The 17,035-nt window shown below is 65.5% G+C and carries 18 protein-coding genes; 12 read left to right on the top strand and 6 right to left on the bottom strand.

Going from position 1 to position 17,035, the window contains the following annotated elements:
- Window positions 1-3: 3 nt before the first annotated feature.
- The gene (gene cyoA, locus AB4Y36_RS05615; RefSeq protein ID WP_069261669.1) at window positions 4-897 is read right to left on the bottom strand and encodes a ubiquinol oxidase subunit II; all 894 of its coding nucleotides are present in this window, start codon (window positions 895-897) and stop codon (window positions 4-6) included.
- 644 nt (window positions 898-1,541) lie between these two features.
- Here cyoA and AB4Y36_RS05610 point away from each other — a divergent pair.
- Window positions 1,542-2,366 (top strand): IclR family transcriptional regulator, encoded by an 825-nt coding sequence (locus AB4Y36_RS05610; protein WP_368605454.1) that lies wholly within the window; start codon window positions 1,542-1,544, stop codon window positions 2,364-2,366.
- 60 nt (window positions 2,367-2,426) lie between these two features.
- Here AB4Y36_RS05610 and AB4Y36_RS05605 read toward each other — a convergent pair whose 3' ends face one another.
- From AB4Y36_RS05605 to phnF, 4 genes are all read right to left on the bottom strand, one after another.
- On the bottom strand, window positions 2,427-3,347 hold the full coding sequence (locus AB4Y36_RS05605) for a LysR substrate-binding domain-containing protein (RefSeq protein WP_368682504.1): 921 nt from the start codon (window positions 3,345-3,347) through the stop codon (window positions 2,427-2,429).
- 125 nt (window positions 3,348-3,472) lie between these two features.
- Window positions 3,473-4,024 (bottom strand): phosphonate metabolism protein/1,5-bisphosphokinase (PRPP-forming) PhnN, encoded by a 552-nt coding sequence (phnN, locus tag AB4Y36_RS05600; RefSeq protein WP_069261879.1) that lies wholly within the window; start codon window positions 4,022-4,024, stop codon window positions 3,473-3,475.
- Window positions 4,021-4,749, bottom strand: coding sequence for a DUF1045 domain-containing protein (locus AB4Y36_RS05595; protein ID WP_368682503.1), 729 nt, complete (start codon window positions 4,747-4,749; stop codon window positions 4,021-4,023). Before AB4Y36_RS05595 ends, phnN begins: the two co-directional genes overlap by 4 nt.
- Window positions 4,746-5,501, bottom strand: coding sequence for a phosphonate metabolism transcriptional regulator PhnF (phnF, locus tag AB4Y36_RS05590; protein WP_368682502.1), 756 nt, complete (start codon window positions 5,499-5,501; stop codon window positions 4,746-4,748). The genes AB4Y36_RS05595 and phnF overlap by 4 nt, the downstream gene beginning before the upstream one ends.
- 220 nt (window positions 5,502-5,721) lie before the next feature.
- Here phnF and phnG point away from each other — a divergent pair, with 220 nt between their 5' ends.
- The 10 genes from phnG to AB4Y36_RS05540 all read left to right on the top strand — a co-directional run bounded on the left by phnG (window position 5,722) and on the right by AB4Y36_RS05540 (window position 15,940).
- Window positions 5,722-6,240: a phosphonate C-P lyase system protein PhnG gene (phnG, locus tag AB4Y36_RS05585; RefSeq protein ID WP_368682501.1), complete on the top strand. Its 519-nt coding sequence runs from the start codon at window positions 5,722-5,724 to the stop codon at window positions 6,238-6,240.
- Window positions 6,237-6,878: a phosphonate C-P lyase system protein PhnH gene (gene phnH / locus AB4Y36_RS05580; RefSeq protein WP_069261663.1), complete on the top strand. Its 642-nt coding sequence runs from the start codon at window positions 6,237-6,239 to the stop codon at window positions 6,876-6,878. Before phnG ends, phnH begins: the two co-directional genes overlap by 4 nt.
- Window positions 6,878-8,002: a carbon-phosphorus lyase complex subunit PhnI gene (locus AB4Y36_RS05575; protein ID WP_342946774.1), complete on the top strand. Its 1,125-nt coding sequence runs from the start codon at window positions 6,878-6,880 to the stop codon at window positions 8,000-8,002. Before phnH ends, AB4Y36_RS05575 begins: the two co-directional genes overlap by 1 nt.
- Complete coding sequence (locus AB4Y36_RS05570) at window positions 7,999-8,928, top strand: alpha-D-ribose 1-methylphosphonate 5-phosphate C-P-lyase PhnJ (RefSeq protein WP_302057694.1); 930 nt, start codon at window positions 7,999-8,001, stop codon at window positions 8,926-8,928. The genes AB4Y36_RS05575 and AB4Y36_RS05570 overlap by 4 nt, the downstream gene beginning before the upstream one ends.
- Entirely contained in the window at window positions 8,925-9,695 is a 771-nt protein-coding gene (phnK, locus tag AB4Y36_RS05565) for a phosphonate C-P lyase system protein PhnK (protein ID WP_069261660.1), read from the top strand. Before AB4Y36_RS05570 ends, phnK begins: the two co-directional genes overlap by 4 nt.
- A gap of 10 nt (window positions 9,696-9,705) precedes the next feature.
- On the top strand, window positions 9,706-10,476 hold the full coding sequence (gene phnL, locus AB4Y36_RS05560) for a phosphonate C-P lyase system protein PhnL (RefSeq protein ID WP_368682500.1): 771 nt from the start codon (window positions 9,706-9,708) through the stop codon (window positions 10,474-10,476).
- Between the two features lie 46 nt (window positions 10,477-10,522).
- Window positions 10,523-11,656 carry an alpha-D-ribose 1-methylphosphonate 5-triphosphate diphosphatase gene (locus AB4Y36_RS05555; RefSeq protein WP_069261658.1) on the top strand — a complete coding sequence of 378 codons (1,134 nt, stop codon included), beginning with the start codon at window positions 10,523-10,525 and terminating at the stop codon, window positions 11,654-11,656.
- A gap of 477 nt (window positions 11,657-12,133) precedes the next feature.
- Complete coding sequence (locus AB4Y36_RS05550; RefSeq protein ID WP_069261657.1) at window positions 12,134-12,901, top strand: ABC transporter substrate-binding protein; 768 nt, start codon at window positions 12,134-12,136, stop codon at window positions 12,899-12,901.
- 244 nt (window positions 12,902-13,145) lie between these two features.
- Complete coding sequence (locus AB4Y36_RS05545; RefSeq protein ID WP_368682499.1) at window positions 13,146-14,261, top strand: succinylglutamate desuccinylase/aspartoacylase family protein; 1,116 nt, start codon at window positions 13,146-13,148, stop codon at window positions 14,259-14,261.
- Window positions 14,262-14,764: 503 nt separating this feature from the next.
- Window positions 14,765-15,940 carry a porin gene (locus AB4Y36_RS05540; protein WP_069261655.1) on the top strand — a complete coding sequence of 392 codons (1,176 nt, stop codon included), beginning with the start codon at window positions 14,765-14,767 and terminating at the stop codon, window positions 15,938-15,940.
- 164 nt (window positions 15,941-16,104) lie between these two features.
- Here the strand turns inward: AB4Y36_RS05540 and AB4Y36_RS05535 are convergent, their stop codons facing one another.
- Window positions 16,105-16,446 (bottom strand): zinc ribbon domain-containing protein YjdM, encoded by a 342-nt coding sequence (locus AB4Y36_RS05535; protein ID WP_069261654.1) that lies wholly within the window; start codon window positions 16,444-16,446, stop codon window positions 16,105-16,107.
- 167 nt (window positions 16,447-16,613) lie between these two features.
- Between AB4Y36_RS05535 and AB4Y36_RS05530 the strand changes: the two genes are divergently transcribed.
- Complete coding sequence (locus tag AB4Y36_RS05530; protein WP_069261653.1) at window positions 16,614-17,030, top strand: DUF6232 family protein; 417 nt, start codon at window positions 16,614-16,616, stop codon at window positions 17,028-17,030.
- The last annotated feature ends 5 nt before the right edge of the window (window positions 17,031-17,035 follow it).

Here is a 17,035-nt window from a genome sequence, read left to right as displayed (position 1 = left end):
TGCTTACCCCTTGGTCACGCAGGACGGGTCGAAATTCGTGACGTGCCCGTTGTTGTACTTCGCGATGATGTTATTGAAGAGCTTCGGGTCGACGGTCGAGAAGTACTGCACCGGCGCCTTCTCCCGCGGCTTCGCGACCGTTGCGTACTCGTCCATCGAAAGCTGGGTGGACGACGTCTTCACCTTCTGCACCCACGCGTCGAAGTCCTGCTGGCTCGTGGCGAGCGTGCGGAACTTCATGTCCGAGAAACCCTTGCCGCTGTAGTTGGACGAGAGCCCGTCGAAATCGCCAGCTTCGTCGGCGATCAGGTGCAGACGCGTTTGCATGCCCGCCATCGCGTAAACCTGGGTGCCCAGTTGCGGGATGAAGAACGAGTTCATCACAGCGTCCGACGTGATGCGGAAGTTGACCGGCGTCCCCACCGGCACGGCGAGCTGGTTCACCGAAGCAATGCCGAGGTCGGGGTAGATGAAGAGCCACTTCCAGTCGAGCGCGACGACTTCGACGTTGATGGGCTTCACGCTCGACTCCAGCGGCTTGTACGGGTCGAGTTCGTGCGAGGTGCGCCACGTGAGGATGGCGAGGAACAGGATGATGGCGGCCGGAATGGCCCAGACCACCACTTCGATTGCCGTGGAGTGGGCCCACTTCGGCGCGTAGGTCGCGTTGCGGTTCGAGGCGCGGTAGCGCCACGCGAACAGGAGCGTCAGGATGATGACGGGCACCACGACCAGCAGCATGGCCCATGTGGCCGTGAGGATGAGCGACTTCTCGGCCGCGCCCACGCTGCCCTTCGGGTCCAGCACGGCAAAATTGCCGCTGCACCCCGCAAGAGAAACGAGCAGCCCGCTGCCGAGGGGGATTAACCACCTTTTAAAGGCTTTTCTGTCTTTCATGTTTGCCTGTTCTTCCGTTGTCCACCAAAACGCGTAACACCAACACATTTGCATCGCAAATTCGCCACGCAAAATGCACCCGTATCGTATTCAGCGCGATTCTACGGAAACCCCAATCTCAAAATTTGATCTTTGCTAAGGATTGGCCAGCGGGACAAAGCACGCCCAGGCAAGCGCGACGGAAAGCCGCAAATATCTTTCCAATAGCTTTCATCTCACAAACGCCCGCCGCACAGTGGTTTCAGCGTGATTCCCCAGTGCGCGGGCAAGCGAGGATGGGCACCGGCGACACGCGCGGCGCGGTCGAAGAATCGTCAGAAAGTGTGCCGATTCATTCGAATTTCGACATGACTCTTATCTCGTTTTAATTTCAGGAATTGCCGATATTCAGACATAAACAATCGACTCACGAATCAATCATTTTTCGACAAAATCCAATTGACTTAAATCAAATAACTGACTGCCAAATGATCTGATGTGCGCATTTGACGCATGCCACGCGACGCCGCACTATCGATGTTGACGCAGGCGCCATGCCCCGACAGTGAGCGGCCGCCCGACCTCGCCGCTTGTTGGCGAAACCGATCCCTTGGGTTATCTTGATAGGTTCTCCAAGCGCCGCAGCAAGACCGAACGCCACGCCCATGAATTCCGCTTCCAGTGCCTCGCCAGACCGCTCCGCCGACCAGCACGAGATTCCCGAAAAACCGGGCGACTCCTATGTGCAGTCGTTCGCGCGCGGGCTTTCGGTGATCCGCGCATTCAACGCGGAGCATCCCGAGCAGACCCTCACCGACGTCGCCGCCGCCACGGGCCTCACGCGCGCCGGGGCGCGCCGCATTCTGCTCACGCTGCAGACGCTCGGCTACGTCGAAGCCGAAGGGCGGCTCTTTCGCCTCACCCCGCGCATTCTCGACCTGGGCTTCGCGTACCTCACGTCGATGCCGTTCTGGAACCTCGCCGAGCCGGTGATGGAAGAGCTGTCGCAGGAAGTGCACGAGAGCTGCTCGGCGGCCGTGCTCGACCGCACCGAGATCGTCTATGTGCTGCGCGTGCCCACGCACAAGATCATGACGATCAACCTCTCGATCGGCAGCCGTCTGCCCGCGTACTGCACCTCCATGGGGCGCGTGCTGCTGGCCTCGCTCGACGAAGCCGCGCTCGACGAAACGCTCGGCTCCTCACCGCTCTATGCGCATACGGGGCGCACGGTCACCGACGTCGGCGAACTCAAGAAGATCATCGCCCAGGTGCGCCAGCAGGGCTGGGCCATCGTCGATCAGGAACTGGAAGGCGGACTCATCTCGATCTCCGCGCCTATCCGCAACCGGCAGGGCCGCGTGATCGCCGCGATGAACATCAGTGGCAACGCACAGCGCACGTCCGCCAGGCAGATGGTCAAGACCTTCCTCGAACCGCTTCAGCAAGCCGCGGCGCGTGTGTCCGGCATGGTCGCGCGGCGCACGTAAAAACAACGGATCGCAAGCGGGCGCGCCTGGGCAAGCTGCCCCGGCTGCGCTCGAGCCATTTCAGGCAACTTCGGCGAACACCTGCGCGAGCCAGTCGGCGAAAGCGCGCACGCGCAGCGACAACTGGCGGTTCTGCGGGTAAAGCACCGAGACCGGCAAGGGCGGCGGCGGATGCGCGGGCAGCACGACGCACAGCTCGCCGTTGGCGAGCAGGTCGCGCACGCGGTAGCGCGGCACCTGCACGATGCCGAGCCCCGCCAGCGCGCCCGCCGTATAGAGTTCCGCGCCGTTCACGGCCACCGGGCCCGGCAGCGTCACGCGGGCGATACCGTCGGCGGTCGTGAATTCGAGCGGAAGCGCGCGGCCCGTGGCCGGCGACACATAGTTCACGGCCCGATGGCCGGGCCGGCCAGGATTGTCCATATGCGTGCCGGCGAGCGCCTCGATCGACTCCGGGTCGCCGTGCCGTTCCAGATACGCGGGGCTCGCGCAGGTCACCTGCTCGAGCAGCGCCACGCGCCGCGCGATCATCGAAGAGTCGGCCAGCTCGCCCGCGCGCAGCACGCAGTCCACGCCCTCGCGCACGAGATCGACGAAGTGATCGCCCGAGCCGATGAAGAGCTCGACGCGCGGATAGCGCGCGAGAAAGTCGGGCAGGCGCGGCATCACGAAATACTGCGTGAGCGTGCCCTGCATGTTCACCCGCAAACGCCCCTGCGGATCGGTGTCGCGAAACGCCTCCTCGGTTTCCTCGAGGTCGGCGAGCAGGCGCATGCAGCGCTGGTAGTAGGCGTCGCCATCGAGCGTCGGCTTGACCTGGCGCGTGGTGCGTTCGAGCAGACGCACGCCGAGGCGCGCTTCGAGACGCTTGATCGAGTTGGTGACCGTCGCGCGCGGCAGGTTCAGGTCCTCGGCCGCCTGCGTGAAGCTGCGGCGGTCGACGATGCGCGTGAAAATTTGCATCTCCTGGAAACGGTCCAAGGGCATTCTCGTTGAGTTCTCGGGTCGCCTGCATCTTCTCACGGCAACCACGCCCAACCAAAAATCCCCCCGCCCATTCGAGCCCTTAAGCGACTGTTAAGCGGCGCTCGAGGACGGCGCGGAAACTATCCGGCCGCCACCTGCAGCACGAGCTTGACGAACGCCCCGCCCGCCTCCTCCAGGTGCCCGGAGTTGTCGATGCGCGCAAACGCGGCGCCCGACGGCACCTCGAACGGCGCGCGCCGCGCAAGACGCAACGCGACCTGCTCGGGCGTTTCGCGCGCCCGGGAAGCGAGGCGCGCAGCGAGTACGTGCTGCGCGGCTTCGATGTGCACGAGCGTCATGCGCGGGTAGCGCTCGAACGCCTCGCCCGCGTAGGCGCGCGAACCGTTCACCACGACGGTGCAGCCGAGCGCCATCCATTGGTCGATCTCCACGCCCACGCCGTAGCGCAGGGCGTGGCTGCGCCATTGCAACGCGAAGAGGCCGCGCTGCGAACGCGCCTCGAATTCGGCCTCGGTGAGCGCGATGTGGTTCTCGCCGCCGCTGTCTTCGCGCGTGATGTAGCGATGCGCGAAGACGACGTCTTCACCGGAGAGGCGCTCGCGCGCGTAACGCAGCAACGTGTCCTTGCCCGCACCCGAAGGCCCCATTACGTAGATCAGGCCGCCCTTCATGCGCGGGCCCCCGCGAACGGCAAGCGGCGCCACAACGCGAAAGGCGCGCCCGGCTCGGGCTCGACGAAGAGCGCCGCGCCCTCCACCGGCAACGGGTTGGCACCCTGCATCTGCGTGTTCCAGGCATCGACGAGTTGCGCGCACGTTTGCGCGTCGTTCAGCGAATCGGATAGCGTCATGTGAAAGCGGAATTCTTCGAACACGTACGGATAGCCCCACGCTTCGACGTAAGCGCGCTGACGCTGCGTGAGCGGCGCGTCGAGGCGCTTCGCGAGTTCGGCGGGCGTTTGCGGGGCGCGCAGCGAACCGAGCGCGCGCAGTGCGTCGGCAGCCAGTTCGCGCAGGGCGGTTTCGCCGGCATCGTCGGCGGGGCGCAGCGCCACGAAGCGGCCGAGCAGCGCCGCCTCGACATTGGCTTCGAAGCGCGCCTGCCCCTGCGCCCACTGCTGCGCGGCGGCGAGGAGCGCCGCGGGCGTCATGCCCGGCGCGAGACGAAACGGCGGCACGAGGGTGCCGTGCCAGCCATAGCGACGTGGCGCGACCGTGAGCGTTTCCAGCGGCTGCGGCAGGCCTGCGAGCCGCGGCGGCGGCGCGAGCGTGTCGCCCGTCTCCGGATCGCGGCCAAGCCACGCGCAGCCCGCCTGCCACCACGCCGACTCGCGCGGCGGCGCATAGTAAAGCGCGAAGCGCGTGGCTTCGCTCCAGTCTTCGTGCAGCACGCTCATATGTCGTGCTCCACTATCAGCTGCACGCGGTCGGCGGCGAAGTGCGTGATACCGTACTTGATCGGCACACCATCAAGGTCGACGTCGACGTTTTCCACCCACAGCACCGGCTGCTGCCGGTTGATGTTCAGGCGCCGCGCCACCTCGGCCTCGGGCAGCACGCTGCCGATACGGCTCCACTTGCGCAGATAGTCGGCCACGCCGTATTCGGCCAGGGCCTTCGAGGTGCTGTCGACGCGCTCCATGACCACGGGCAGATCGGCGAAGCGCGCGGCGGGATACCAGCTGCGCGCGTAAGTGAGCGGCACGCCGTCCGACTCGTGCAGCGTTTCGAGCCGGTAGACGAGCGCGCCCGCGCGCAGCCCCAGGGCCTTGGCGACCGTGGGGTCCGCCTTGCCACGCGACGACGACAGCAGCTTGCCCGCCGCCGAATGCTGATGGCGCTTCAGGTTCTCGGTAAAGCGCGTGCGCTTGCCGATGGTGTAGTCGATCGCGCCGGGCTGCACGAAAGTGCCGCGCCCCTGTTCCACGCTCACGAGCCCCAGCGCCGCAAGGCCCAGCATCGCGCGCCGCACCGTGTGGCGGTTTACGTCGAAGCGGCGCGCAAGCTCGCCTTCGCTAGGCAGCCGGCCGTCTTCGCCGAAACCCTTCGCGGCGATCTCGGCCGCGAGGATCTGCTCGATCTGCCGCCACACCGCCACACCCGCGCCGCGCTCAAGCAGGCTGGACGGCGCCTCGTCGTTCGATGTCATGGTGCTGTCATTCCTCTCGGTTCCAATAGCGTTTTGTGCATTGTAGTGCGCAGGGCGTGATGGAAATATGAAAACCTTCATTGCGTCAGCCTTGGACGACTGTACCACTAAACGTCTAGACGTTTAGATGAATAGATGGTTCAATCGAGGTCCAGGCAAGGCTGTTCGAAAAGCGCAGTTGCCATGTCCGTTCTCCCCCGTTCACGACACAGGAACTCCGATGAACGCTTCCTCCACCCCATCCTCCGCGTCGGCGACCCGGCGCGCATGGATGGCCGTTCTCGCGCATACCCCGCGCGCCGAGCTTGAAGCGGCGCTGAGCGCCGCGCTCGCCGGTGCGCCCGAGCCCGCTTTCGACTGGCTGCGTCCGCCACAAACCGGACTGGCCATGGTACGTGGGCGCATTGGCGGCACCGGCGACGCCTTCAATCTGGGCGAAGCCACCGTCACGCGCGCCACGCTGCGCCTGCGCGCCTCGGGCACTGAGCGCACCGCAGGCGGCGATGCCGGCCAGTCCGGCCCGGTCGGCGTGGCCTGCCATCTGGGCCGCGACAAGCGCCGCGCCGAGCTGGCCGCCCTCGCCGACGCGTTGCTGCAACTCCCCGCGCGCCACGACCAGTTGCACGCCCGGTTGATCGAGCCGCTCGCCGCGCGTCTCGCCGCACAACGCGACGCGCGCCGCGCCGACGCCGCCAGCACGCGGGTCGAGTTCTTCACGATGGTTCGAGGTGACGCATGAGCGACCAACGCAATGCCATGACGCCCGATCTGCTCGCGGCGCTCGCGCCCGGCTTCGGCGATCCGGTTCACGACACGCAGACGGTGTTCCGCACGCTGCTCGACGCGCTCGCGCGACCCGGCACGATCGGCGTGATCGAAACGCCGCTGCCGGCGCCCACGGCGGCGGATGCGTCCCCCGCGCGCGCCGGCCTCGCTGCCTTCGCCTCGCTGCTCGCACTCGCAGACTACGCCACGCCGGTGTGGCTCGCCCAGCCCGACGCCGCACTCGCGGCCGCGCTGCGCTTTCATGCAGGCGCGCCGCTTGCACAGCAGGCGCGCGAAGCCGCGTTCGCCTATGTGCACGACGCCGCCGCCCTGCCGCCGCTCGACGACTTCGCGAGCGGCACGCCCGAGTCGCCGGAGCAGTCGGCCACGGTGTTCGCGCGTGTCGATTCCCTCACCGGCGGCGCACCGCTCACGCTGCGCGGCCCCGGCATCGAAACGACCTGCAGCATCGCGCCCGTCGGTCTGCCCGAGCGCTTCTGGCGCGAACGCGCCGCCCTCGCGCCGCACTTCCCGTGCGGCATCGACTTCTATCTCGTGTGCGGCGACCGCCTCATGGGCCTGCCGCGCACCACTCTCGTGGAGATGCACTGATGTACGTCGCCGTCAAAGGAGGAGAGCGCGCGATCGAAGCGTCGTGGCGTCTGCTCGACGAGGCTCGCCGCGGCGATACGCGCGTGCCCGAGCTGAGCGTCGCGCAGATCCGCGAACAGATGCGTCTGGCCGTGGCGCGTGTGATGGCCGAAGGTTCGGTCTACGACGAAGAACTTGCCGCGCTCGCCATCAAGCAGGCCGCTGGCGATCTCGTCGAAGCAATCTTTTTGCTGCGCGCCTATCGCACCACGCTGCCGCGTTTTGGTTACACACAACCGGTCGAAACGGAAAACATGGTGGTGGAGCGCCGCATTTCCGCGACCTTCAAGGACGTGCCCGGCGGCCAGGTGCTTGGCGCGACCTACGATTACACGCAGCGCCTGCTCGACTTCGCGCTGCTCGCCGAAGGCGACGATGCCGCGAGCGCCACGCCTCGCGCGCCGCGAGCCACCCCGCCCGAAGAAGCGATGCCGCGCGTGGTCTCCCTGCTCGACAAGGAAGGCCTGATCGAGCAGGAAACGCGCTCGACGCAAGCACGCGAGCCCGGCGACCTCTCGCGTGAGCCGCTTGCGTTCCCTGCCGATCGCACCGTGCGCCTGCAAAATCTCGCACGCGGCGACGAAGGCTTCCTGCTCGCGATGGGCTATGCCACGCAGCGCGGCTACGCGCATTCGCACCCGTTCGCGGGCGAGATCCGTTTTGGTTCGGTCTGCGTAGAAATGATGCTGGACGAACTCGATGAAGCCGTGGAAATCGGCGAGATCGACTTGACCGAGTGCCAGATGATCAACCAGTTCGCGGGCGCGAAAGACGTGCCGCCGCAATTCACGCAAGGCTACGGTCTCGCGTTCGGCCACGCGGAACGTAAGGCCATGGCGATGGCGCTGGTGGATCGTGCGCTGCGCGCCGAGGAGCTGGGCGAGACGATCGCCTCGCCGACTCAGGACATCGAATTCATGCTCTCGCACAGCGATAACGTGGAAGCCTCGGGCTTCGTTCAACACCTGAAGCTGCCGCACTACGTGGACTTCCAGGCTGAACTGGAACTCGTGCGCAAGCTGCGCGCGCAGCATGAAAGCGACAGCGACGCGAATGCCGACGCGCACAACAAGGAGGCTGCATGAACGCGCCCGATACCTTGCAATCCACCGCAGCCGAAGTCGCCTCGCACGAAACTCAGGCCGTCTCGGGTTACAACTTCGCGTACCTCGACGAGCAGACCAAGCGGATGCTGCGCCGCGCCCTCCTCAAGGCCGTGGCCGTGCCGGGCTACCAGGTGCCGTTCGCCTCACGCGAAATGCCGCTGCCGTATGGCTGGGGCACGGGCGGCATCCAGGTGACGGCGGCGATCATCGGCGCGAAGGACACGCTCAAGGTGATCGACCAGGGCTCGGACGACACCACGAACGCCGTGAACATCCGTCGCTTTTTCGCGCGCACCACGGGGGTGGCCACCACGCGCCGCACGAGCGAGGCGTCGATCGTGCAGACGCGGCACCGTATTCCAGAAACGCCGCTCACGGACAAGCAGATTCTCGTGTATCAGGTGCCGATGCCCGAGCCGCTGTTCCGGCTCGAGCCGCGCGTGGCCGAATGCAAGAAGCTCCATGCACTGGCCGACTACGGCCTGATCAGCGTGAAGCTTTATGAGGACATCGTGCAGCACGGCAGCATCGCCACGACGTACGACTACCCGGTGACCGTGAACGGCCGTTATCTCACGTCGCCCTCGCCGATTCCGAAGTTCGACAACCCCAAGCTGCATATGAACGCCGCGCTGCAGTTGTTCGGCGCCGGTCGCGAGCGCCGCATCTACGCGATTCCGCCGTACACGCCGGTGAAGAGCCTCGACTTCGACGACCATCCGTTCGAAGTGCAGCGCTGGGAGCACGCGTGCGCCTTGTGCGGCTCGCGCGAGAGTTTCCTCGACGAAATGATCGTCGACGACTCGGGCAAACGCATGTTCGTCTGCTCGGACAGCGACTACTGCCACGACCGCCGCGAGCAGATCGATGCGCACGCAACGAATGAAGCAGGAGAGAAAGCATGACGCCGCTGTTAAGCGCAAGATCGCTCACGAAGCAGTACGGCGGCCGCAACGGCTGCCGCGACGTGAGCTTCGACCTGTATCCCGGCGAGGTGTTGTGCATCGTCGGCGAATCGGGCTCGGGCAAGACCACGCTGCTCAACACGCTCGCACTGCGCACCGAATCCGACTCGGGCGCGCTGCACTACACGAGCGCGAACGGCGAAACGCTCGACCTGCGCACGCTTTCCGAGCCGCGCCGGCGCCTGCTTGCGCGCACCGAATGGGGCTTCGTGCAGCAGAATCCGCGTGACGGGCTGCGCGCGGGCGTCTCGGCCGGGGCCAATATCGGCGAGCCGCTGATGGCCGTCGGCGCACGTCACTACGGGCAAATCCGCAACACGGCGCAGCAGTGGATGCAGCGCGTGGAGCTGGACGCGCAGCGCATCGACGAATTGCCGTCGGCGTTTTCGGGCGGCATGCAGCAGCGCCTGCAAATCGCGCGCAATCTCGTCACGGGGCCACGCCTCGTCTTCATGGACGAACCCACAGCGGGTCTCGACGTGTCCGTGCAGGCGCGCCTGCTCGACCTCCTGCGCACGCTCACGACCAACCTGCATCTTTCGGTGTTGATCGTCACGCACGACATCGGCGTGGCGCGGCTGCTCGCGCACCGCTTGATGGTGATGCAAGGCGGCACGGTGGTCGAATCGGGCCTGACCGACCAGGTGCTGGACGACCCGCAACATCCCTATACGCAGACGCTGGTGGCATCCGTGCTGCCGGTCTAGGATGAAAGACATGACTCTGAACTCATCACCGGGCACGCGCGCGTTCCTCGAAAGACCGGCGCTCATGCTGCGCGCCGAAGACGTGCGCAAGACTTTCACGCTGCACGGCCAGGGCGGCATCGGCATCGAAGCGCTCGCGGGCGTGTCGCTCGACGTGGAGCGCGGCGAATGCATCGTGCTGGTCGGCCCCTCGGGCGCGGGCAAGAGCACTTTCCTGCGCTGCCTGTACGGCAACTACCTCGCCAGCGGCGGCTTGATTGCGATCCGGGACGAGGGCGCGCCGCTCGAGCATCTGGAGATCACGGGCGCAGCGCCCCACGACATCCTGCGCCTGCGCCGCAACGTCGTGGGCTACGTGAGCCAGTTTCTGCGCGTGATTCCGCGCGTGAGCGCGCTCGACATCGTGGCCGCGCCGCTCGTTTCGCGCGGCGTGGAGGAAGACGAAGCACGCGAGCGCGCGCAAACGCTGCTGGCACGCCTGAACGTGCCGCAGCGCCTCTGGCCGCTCGCGCCCGCCACGTTTTCGGGCGGCGAGCAGCAGCGCGTGAACATCGCCCGGGGCCTGATCGCGCAGCACCGCGTGCTGTTGCTGGACGAACCCACGGCCTCGCTCGACGCAGAAAACCGCGAAGTCGTCGCGAGCCTGATTGGCGAAGCGCGCGAGCGCGGCGCGGCGATTGTCGGCGTATTCCACGACGAGGACACGCGCCAGCGCGTCGCCACCCGCGTACTCGAACTCAGCGCGCCGCGCGCGCAAGCGCCGCTCAGCGCCGCAGCCTGAAACCCGCCTGAACGGCGCAAACCGATATCTGAAACGGAGCCTGACGATGTTGATCAAGAACGCTCGCATCGTGACGCGAGACGAAGTTTTCACCGGCACGCTAAGCGTGGCAGACGGCAAGATCCGCGACATCTCGCGCGGCTCGACCGCCGCGCCCGAAGCCGAAGACTGGGAAGGCGACTTCCTGCTGCCCGGTCTCGTCGAACTGCACACCGACAACCTGGAAAAGCACCTCGCGCCGCGCCCCGGCGTGCACTGGAACACCGACGCTGCATTCGTGATTCACGACGCGCAGATCGCAGCCGCCGGCATCACCACGGTATTCGACGCGCTGGCCATCGGCACGCGCCTCGCCGTGGGCGTGCGTGGCCGCGACGTGCAGCTCGCGAGCGCCAAGGCGCTCACGCGCTTTTCCGAGCGCAACCTGCTGCGCGCCGAGCACTTCCTGCACTTGCGCTGCGAAATCGCCACCGAAGACGTGATCGAGCTGTTCGACATGCTGAGCGACCACCCGCTGCTGCGCCTCGCCTCGGTAATGGACCACACGCCGGGCCAGCGCCAGTGGCACGACCGCGAGCAATGGCGCAAATTTCAGGAGCGCCACGGCAAGTGGACCGACGAGCAGACCAACACTATGCTCACCGAAATGGCCACGGAGCAGGAACGCTACGCCGACGCGCACCGCCTCGAAATCGTGCAGCGTTGCCGCACGCGCAACATCCCGCTTGCGAGCCACGACGACACGCTCGTGGAGCACGTCGAGCAGGCCGCGGCCGAAGGCATCGTGCTCGCCGAATTCCCGACCACGCGCGTGGCCGCCGAGGAAGCGAAAAAGCGCGGCATTGCGACGATCATGGGTGCGCCGAACGTGGTGCGCGGCGGCTCGCACTCGGGCAACGTCTCGGCGCTGGAGCTGGCGCAGGCCGGTTTGCTCGACATCCTCTCGTCCGACTACGTGCCGTCGAGCCTCCTGACCGCCGCGTTCGACCTCGTGACCAAGGCCGACTGGACGCTGCCGCGCGCGCTCGCTACGGTCTCGTGGGAACCCGCCAGCAAGTCGGGCCTGCACGATCGCGGCGCGATCGAGCCGGGCCTGCGCGCGGACTTCGTGCGGGTGACGATGCTCGATTCGCTGCCCGTGCCGCGCGCGACGTGGCGCGCGGGCGTGCGCATAGTCTGACGTCGTCCACGCGGTGCAGCCGATTCGTTGCTGCACCGCGACAAAAAACGGCGCGTTGTCTGGCCCTATTCGGGCCGAAAACCAACGGCGCGCCGTCGAATCGATTTCAATTTCCATTCAGACTGCTGACGATGCCGCGACCGCGCGGCATCGCATTCTTCCGACTGTTGCGGCAGAGCATCGCGCAGCCCCTCCCAAGCCCCCGCATTGGCCTGTCCCCATTGGCCCGTTCGCCTTGCCCGACAAGGCTTTGCGTTAAATCGTACAAGCGCACGGGCGTACACTTACCGGCACCCTTTCCCGCTATCCGGTATTACACTAGCGACGCAGCAATTTTGACCTGGTAAGCTTGCGCGCGCTTCGCTGGCCGCAGGCTGGCAGGTCCAACAATAATCCGGCGCGAGCCGCGCCGGGAAATGCGCCATGGCGGCACAACCGCACGCGGCGCGCCCTGAACCATCTCGAGGAGTACCCATAGTGAAGAAACTGCTTGCCACCCTCACGGTTGCCGTGCTCGCCGTCTCGGCCGGCGTCGCCCATGCGAAGGACTGGTCCACCGTGCGTTTCGGCGTTGACGCCAGCTACGCACCGTTCGAATCCAAAGCACCCGATGGCAAGCTGGTCGGCTTCGACATCGACCTCGGCAACGAAATCTGCAAGCGCCTGAACGCCAAGTGCGTGTGGGTCGAGCAAGATTTCGACGGCATGATCCCGGGCCTGAAGGCCAAGAAGTTCGACGGCGTGCTCTCGTCGATGACGATCACCCCGCAGCGCGAGCAGCAGATCGCCTTCTCGGCGAAGCTGTTCAACACGCCGACGCGCCTCGTCGCGAAGAAGGGCTCGAGCCTCGCCCCGACGGCCGACTCGCTCAAGGGCAAGTCGGTTGGCGTCGAGCAAGGCACGATCCAGGAAACCTACGCGAAGGAAAACTGGGCACCGAAGGGCGTGAACGTCGTTCCTTACCAGAACCAGGACCAGGTCTACGCCGACCTGATCTCGGGCCGTCTGGACGCTGCGCTGCAGGATGAAGTGCAGGCGGATCTGGGCTTCCTGAAGACGCCGCGCGGCGCTGGCTTCCAGTTCGCCGGCAAGGAAATCCCGACGGGCGCTGCCGCCATCGGCCTGCGCAAGGAAGACGCCGACCTGAAGGGCAAGATCGACAAGGCCATCGCCGACATGATCAAGGACGGTACCTATAAAAAGATCGAATCCAGGTACTTCGACTTCGACGTGTACGGCGGCTAAGCACCGCATCGCGCCGGCGCTGCATCACGGCGCACGAAGCCCGGGCTTTGTGTCCGGGCTTTTTCATTTCCGGATTTTTATTTCGGATTCCGTATTTTCAGACGATGCCGCAGGCGCGTGAGCGCGCGCCGGTTCCGGCGGCGCGTCGAATCGGCTAAGATCGGTATACGGCCCCCTGCATGTGCTTACGGGGCCATCGTTCACTCCAACACCTTTGCGGGCCGCCGCGCCTCGCGCATCCATCATGCAAACCCGAAACCACCCGTTGATCGCGCCCGCCCTCGGTACCGCGCGGGAACTTGCCAGTTTCCACTACGGCAAGGCCGGCGGTCCCAAGGTCTACATCCAGTCCTCGCTCCACGCCGACGAACTGCCGGGCATGCTCGTCTCGTGGGCGCTGCGCCGCAAGCTCGCGGAGCTGGAAGCTGCGGGCCGCCTTCGCGGCGAGATCGTGATCGTGCCGGTGCCGAACCCCGTGGGCCTGAATCAGCACTGGCTCGGGCATATGATCGGCCGCTTCGAATCGAACACGGCGCAGAACTTCAACCGCAATTTCCACGAGCTCACCGCGCTCGTGCTGCCCAGCATCGAGGCGCGTCTCGGGCCCGACGAAGCCGCGAACCGCACGGCCATCCGTGCGGCCATGGGCGAAGCGCTGGCCGCTCAGAAGCCGAAAACCGAACTCGATTCGATGCGCCTCGCGCTCCAGCGCCTTTCGTACGACGCCGACATCGTGCTCGATCTGCATTGCGACTGGGAAGCCGCCATGCACATCTACACGAACCCCGAGCTGTGGTCCGACGTCGAGCCGCTCGCGCGCTATCTCGATGCCAAGGCCTCGCTGCTCGCGCTCAACTCGATCGGCAACCCGTTCGACGAGATTCACAGCTTCTGCTGGTCGGAGCTGCGCGAGCAATTCGGCACGCGCTTCCCCATCCCGTACGGCTCGATTTCGGTAACGGTCGAGCTGCGCGGCCAGCGCGACGTCTCGCACGAGCTCGCAGAGCACGACGCCCAGGCCATCGTCGACTATCTGATCGGGCGCGGCGTCATCGAAGGCACGGCCGCGCCGCTGCCGCCACTCGCCCATGCAGCCACGCCGCTCGCGGGCACGGAGCCGATCGTGGCGCCTGCCAGCGGCGTGCTCGTGTTTCGCGTGGATTGCGGCACGTGGGTGGAACGCGGCGCGGCCATTGCCGATGTCATCGACCCGCTCGCCGACACCGTGACGACGCTGCACGCGGGCGTGAGCGGCGTGATGTATGCACGCCATAGCGCGCGCTTCGCCACGGCCGGCATGGAAGTCGCACGCATTGCCGGCGAAAAGCCCATTCGCAGCGGCTCGCTTCTTTCGCTGTAACCTGCAACGCCTTGTCGTAAAAGGGCTCGCGCCATAGGTGCGAGCCTTTTTTATAGGCGTTTCCCGGTTATTTCAATTATTTCGGATAACTAATTTCCACTTCAATGAATCGATGGCAAGCAGACGTGTAAAGCGCGCATTGATCGGGCCGTTAATGCGCCCTTGAGATGAATCAAACTCAGCTTGAAGTCAGGTTCAAAAGATGGCTTAACCCGGCAAATAGAAGAAAGCTTAGGAAAAATTCTTATAAGGCCGATTGCCGCAGTCCAGTCTTTCAAATTGACAGGAAAAATTGCCCGCGAAGCCAATAACGACGGGCTTCGGGCGCCGCTCTCCGCGGGTGCAACCCGTGTGTCGCTTCCACACAACAGAATGGCGACATTTTGCCTACAAAGTCTTACTGTCACATTCCTTTCGTTATCGACCCTTAAATTGCAGCCCGTCGCATTGACCGGCCCATAAGAGGCCGGAGTAGTCATCTCGTCCTTTACCCGGAGAAACAGTTGAATAAGAAAATTCTGACCACCGCTATTCTGGCCTCGATCGCAGGCGTTGCCCACGCACAAAGCAGCGTAACGCTGTACGGCGTGATCGACGCGGGTGTGAATTACATCAGCAACGTGAAGAACTCGAACGGTACGAACGGCAGTTCGCATCAGTTCTCGTACGGTGACGGCGTGGCGCAGGGCAGCCGTTGGGGCCTGCGCGGCACGGAAGACCTGGGCGGCGGCCTGAAGGCGATCTTCGTGCTCGAAAACGGCTTCAACAGCGGTAACGGCACGGCAGGCCAGGGCGGCGCGATGTTCGGCCGTCAAGCTTTCGTCGGTCTGACGCAGTCGAACATCGGTTCGCTGACGTTCGGCCGTCAATACTCGCTCAACACGGACATTCTCGGCGCGCAGTACTCGACCGGTGGCAACACGGTTTCGGGTAACTGGGCGTACCACTTCAACGACATCGACCAGCTGACGTCGAGCCGCATCAACAACGCGGTCAAGTTCCAGAGCGTGAACTTCTCGGGCTTCACGTTCGGCGCGTTGTACGGCTTCTCGAACTCGACCTCGTTCGCCGGCGCACCGGCAACGGGTCCGGCGGCCAGCCCGATCGCCGGCTCGTCGCGCGCGTACAGCTTCGGCGCGAACTACGGCTACGGCCCGTTCAGCATCGGCGCTGCCTACTTCAACCAGACGTACCCGGGCCAGACCACGCCGTCGACGACGACCACGATCGCCAACGTTGCACAGGGCACGCTGCGCGACACGCGCTCGTTCGGTGTCGGTGGCCGTTACATCGTCGGCCCGGCAACGCTGTGGGCCCTGTGGACCAACACGCTGCTTTCGCCGATCGCCGGTTCCTCGACGCTCTACAACGCGTACGAAGCAGGCGGCAAGTACGCCTTCACGCCGGCTCTCGCGGCTGGCCTTGGCTACACGTACTCGCGCACCTCGGGCAGCCAGACGGCTCACTGGAACCAGGTCAACGCATCGCTCGACTACGCGCTCAGCAAGCGCACGGACGTCTACGGCCTCGTGTCGTACCAGGACGCATCGGGCACGCTCGCGAACGGCCAGAAGGTACAGGCGCAGATCGGCGACTCGAGCTCGAGCATCTACCAGCCGTCGGGCACGGGTTCGCAGGATCAAGTCGCGGTTCGCGTCGGTATCCGCCACAAGTTCTAAGCAGCGTGACTCGCGCAACAGCGGCGGCCGGCGACTCATAGCGCCGGCTCTGCTCGGCGCGCCGCAGCTCGCGCTGCACGCCGCGCCTTACCGGACGGGGCATCCCTTGGGATGCCCCGCTTTTTTTTTGGTTCATCGCAGTCGATGCACGACGACGCCCTTCGTCACGCCTTCCTGACGAATTCCGATTTGAGGCTCATGGCGCCGAAGCCGTCGATCTTGCAATCGATATCGTGGTCGCTGTCCACCAGCCGGATATTCTTTACTTTGGTGCCCATCTTGATCACGCCACCCGAACCCTTGAGTTTCAGGTCCTTGATGACCGTGACGGTATCCCCGTCCTGGAGGACATTGCCGGCCGAATCGCGATACACCTTGCCCGCTGTTTCAGCCGGCGCGGTGGCTAGCGCCGACCATTCATGTGCACACTCCGGGCAGATGTAGACGTCACCGTCTTCGTAGGTGAACTCGGAATTGCATTTCGGACAGCGTGGCAGTGCGCTCATGGAGAATCCCTGGTGCCGACGGGGGCATTAAAAGCGCGCAAGTATAGCGGCTCCGGCAGACGGCCCACCCCGCCATGCGTGCGGCCTGCGACGTTATGTCCGCCGCGACCCCGCCCTGGCCCCGCTTCTGGTACGCTGCGCTCTCTCACCTCGCAGCGATCGAACCGATGGAACTCCCTTTCAACGAAGCCGCCGTCTCGGTGACGCGCAACGCGCTTTCCGCAGCCGGCCAGGTCTTCCCCATGCGCGACATCGAGGACGTGCGTATCGTCATCGGGCGGCGCAGCCGCGTGGTGCCGATCGCGATCAGCCTGGTCGGCGCCGCCGGCGCTGTCGTGGGTGGTGTGCTCGGCTCGGCGTCCGGTCTCGCGTGCGGCGTGATGGTGATCGTGGTGGGCTGGCTCGCGTGGCTCTGGCAGGAAGCCGTGCACCGGCTCTATGTCGTGACGGGCGGAGAATCGCGCGAGGCGGTCACGAGCCTCGACCCGGCATTCCTCGAACGTGTGCAGGAAGCGGTGCGCATCGCCAAGGCCGCGCAAGCGGCGCAGGCCGAAGGCGGCACGACGCGGCCCTCAGCGCCCTGATACCG

This window comes from Paraburkholderia sp. BR10936 (assembly GCF_040965735.1).
In the GTDB taxonomy this organism is placed as follows: domain Bacteria; phylum Pseudomonadota; class Gammaproteobacteria; order Burkholderiales; family Burkholderiaceae; genus Paraburkholderia; species Paraburkholderia nodosa_A.
Note: the sequence above shows the minus strand (reverse complement) of the source record. Positions and strands in the feature narration are given on the sequence as shown.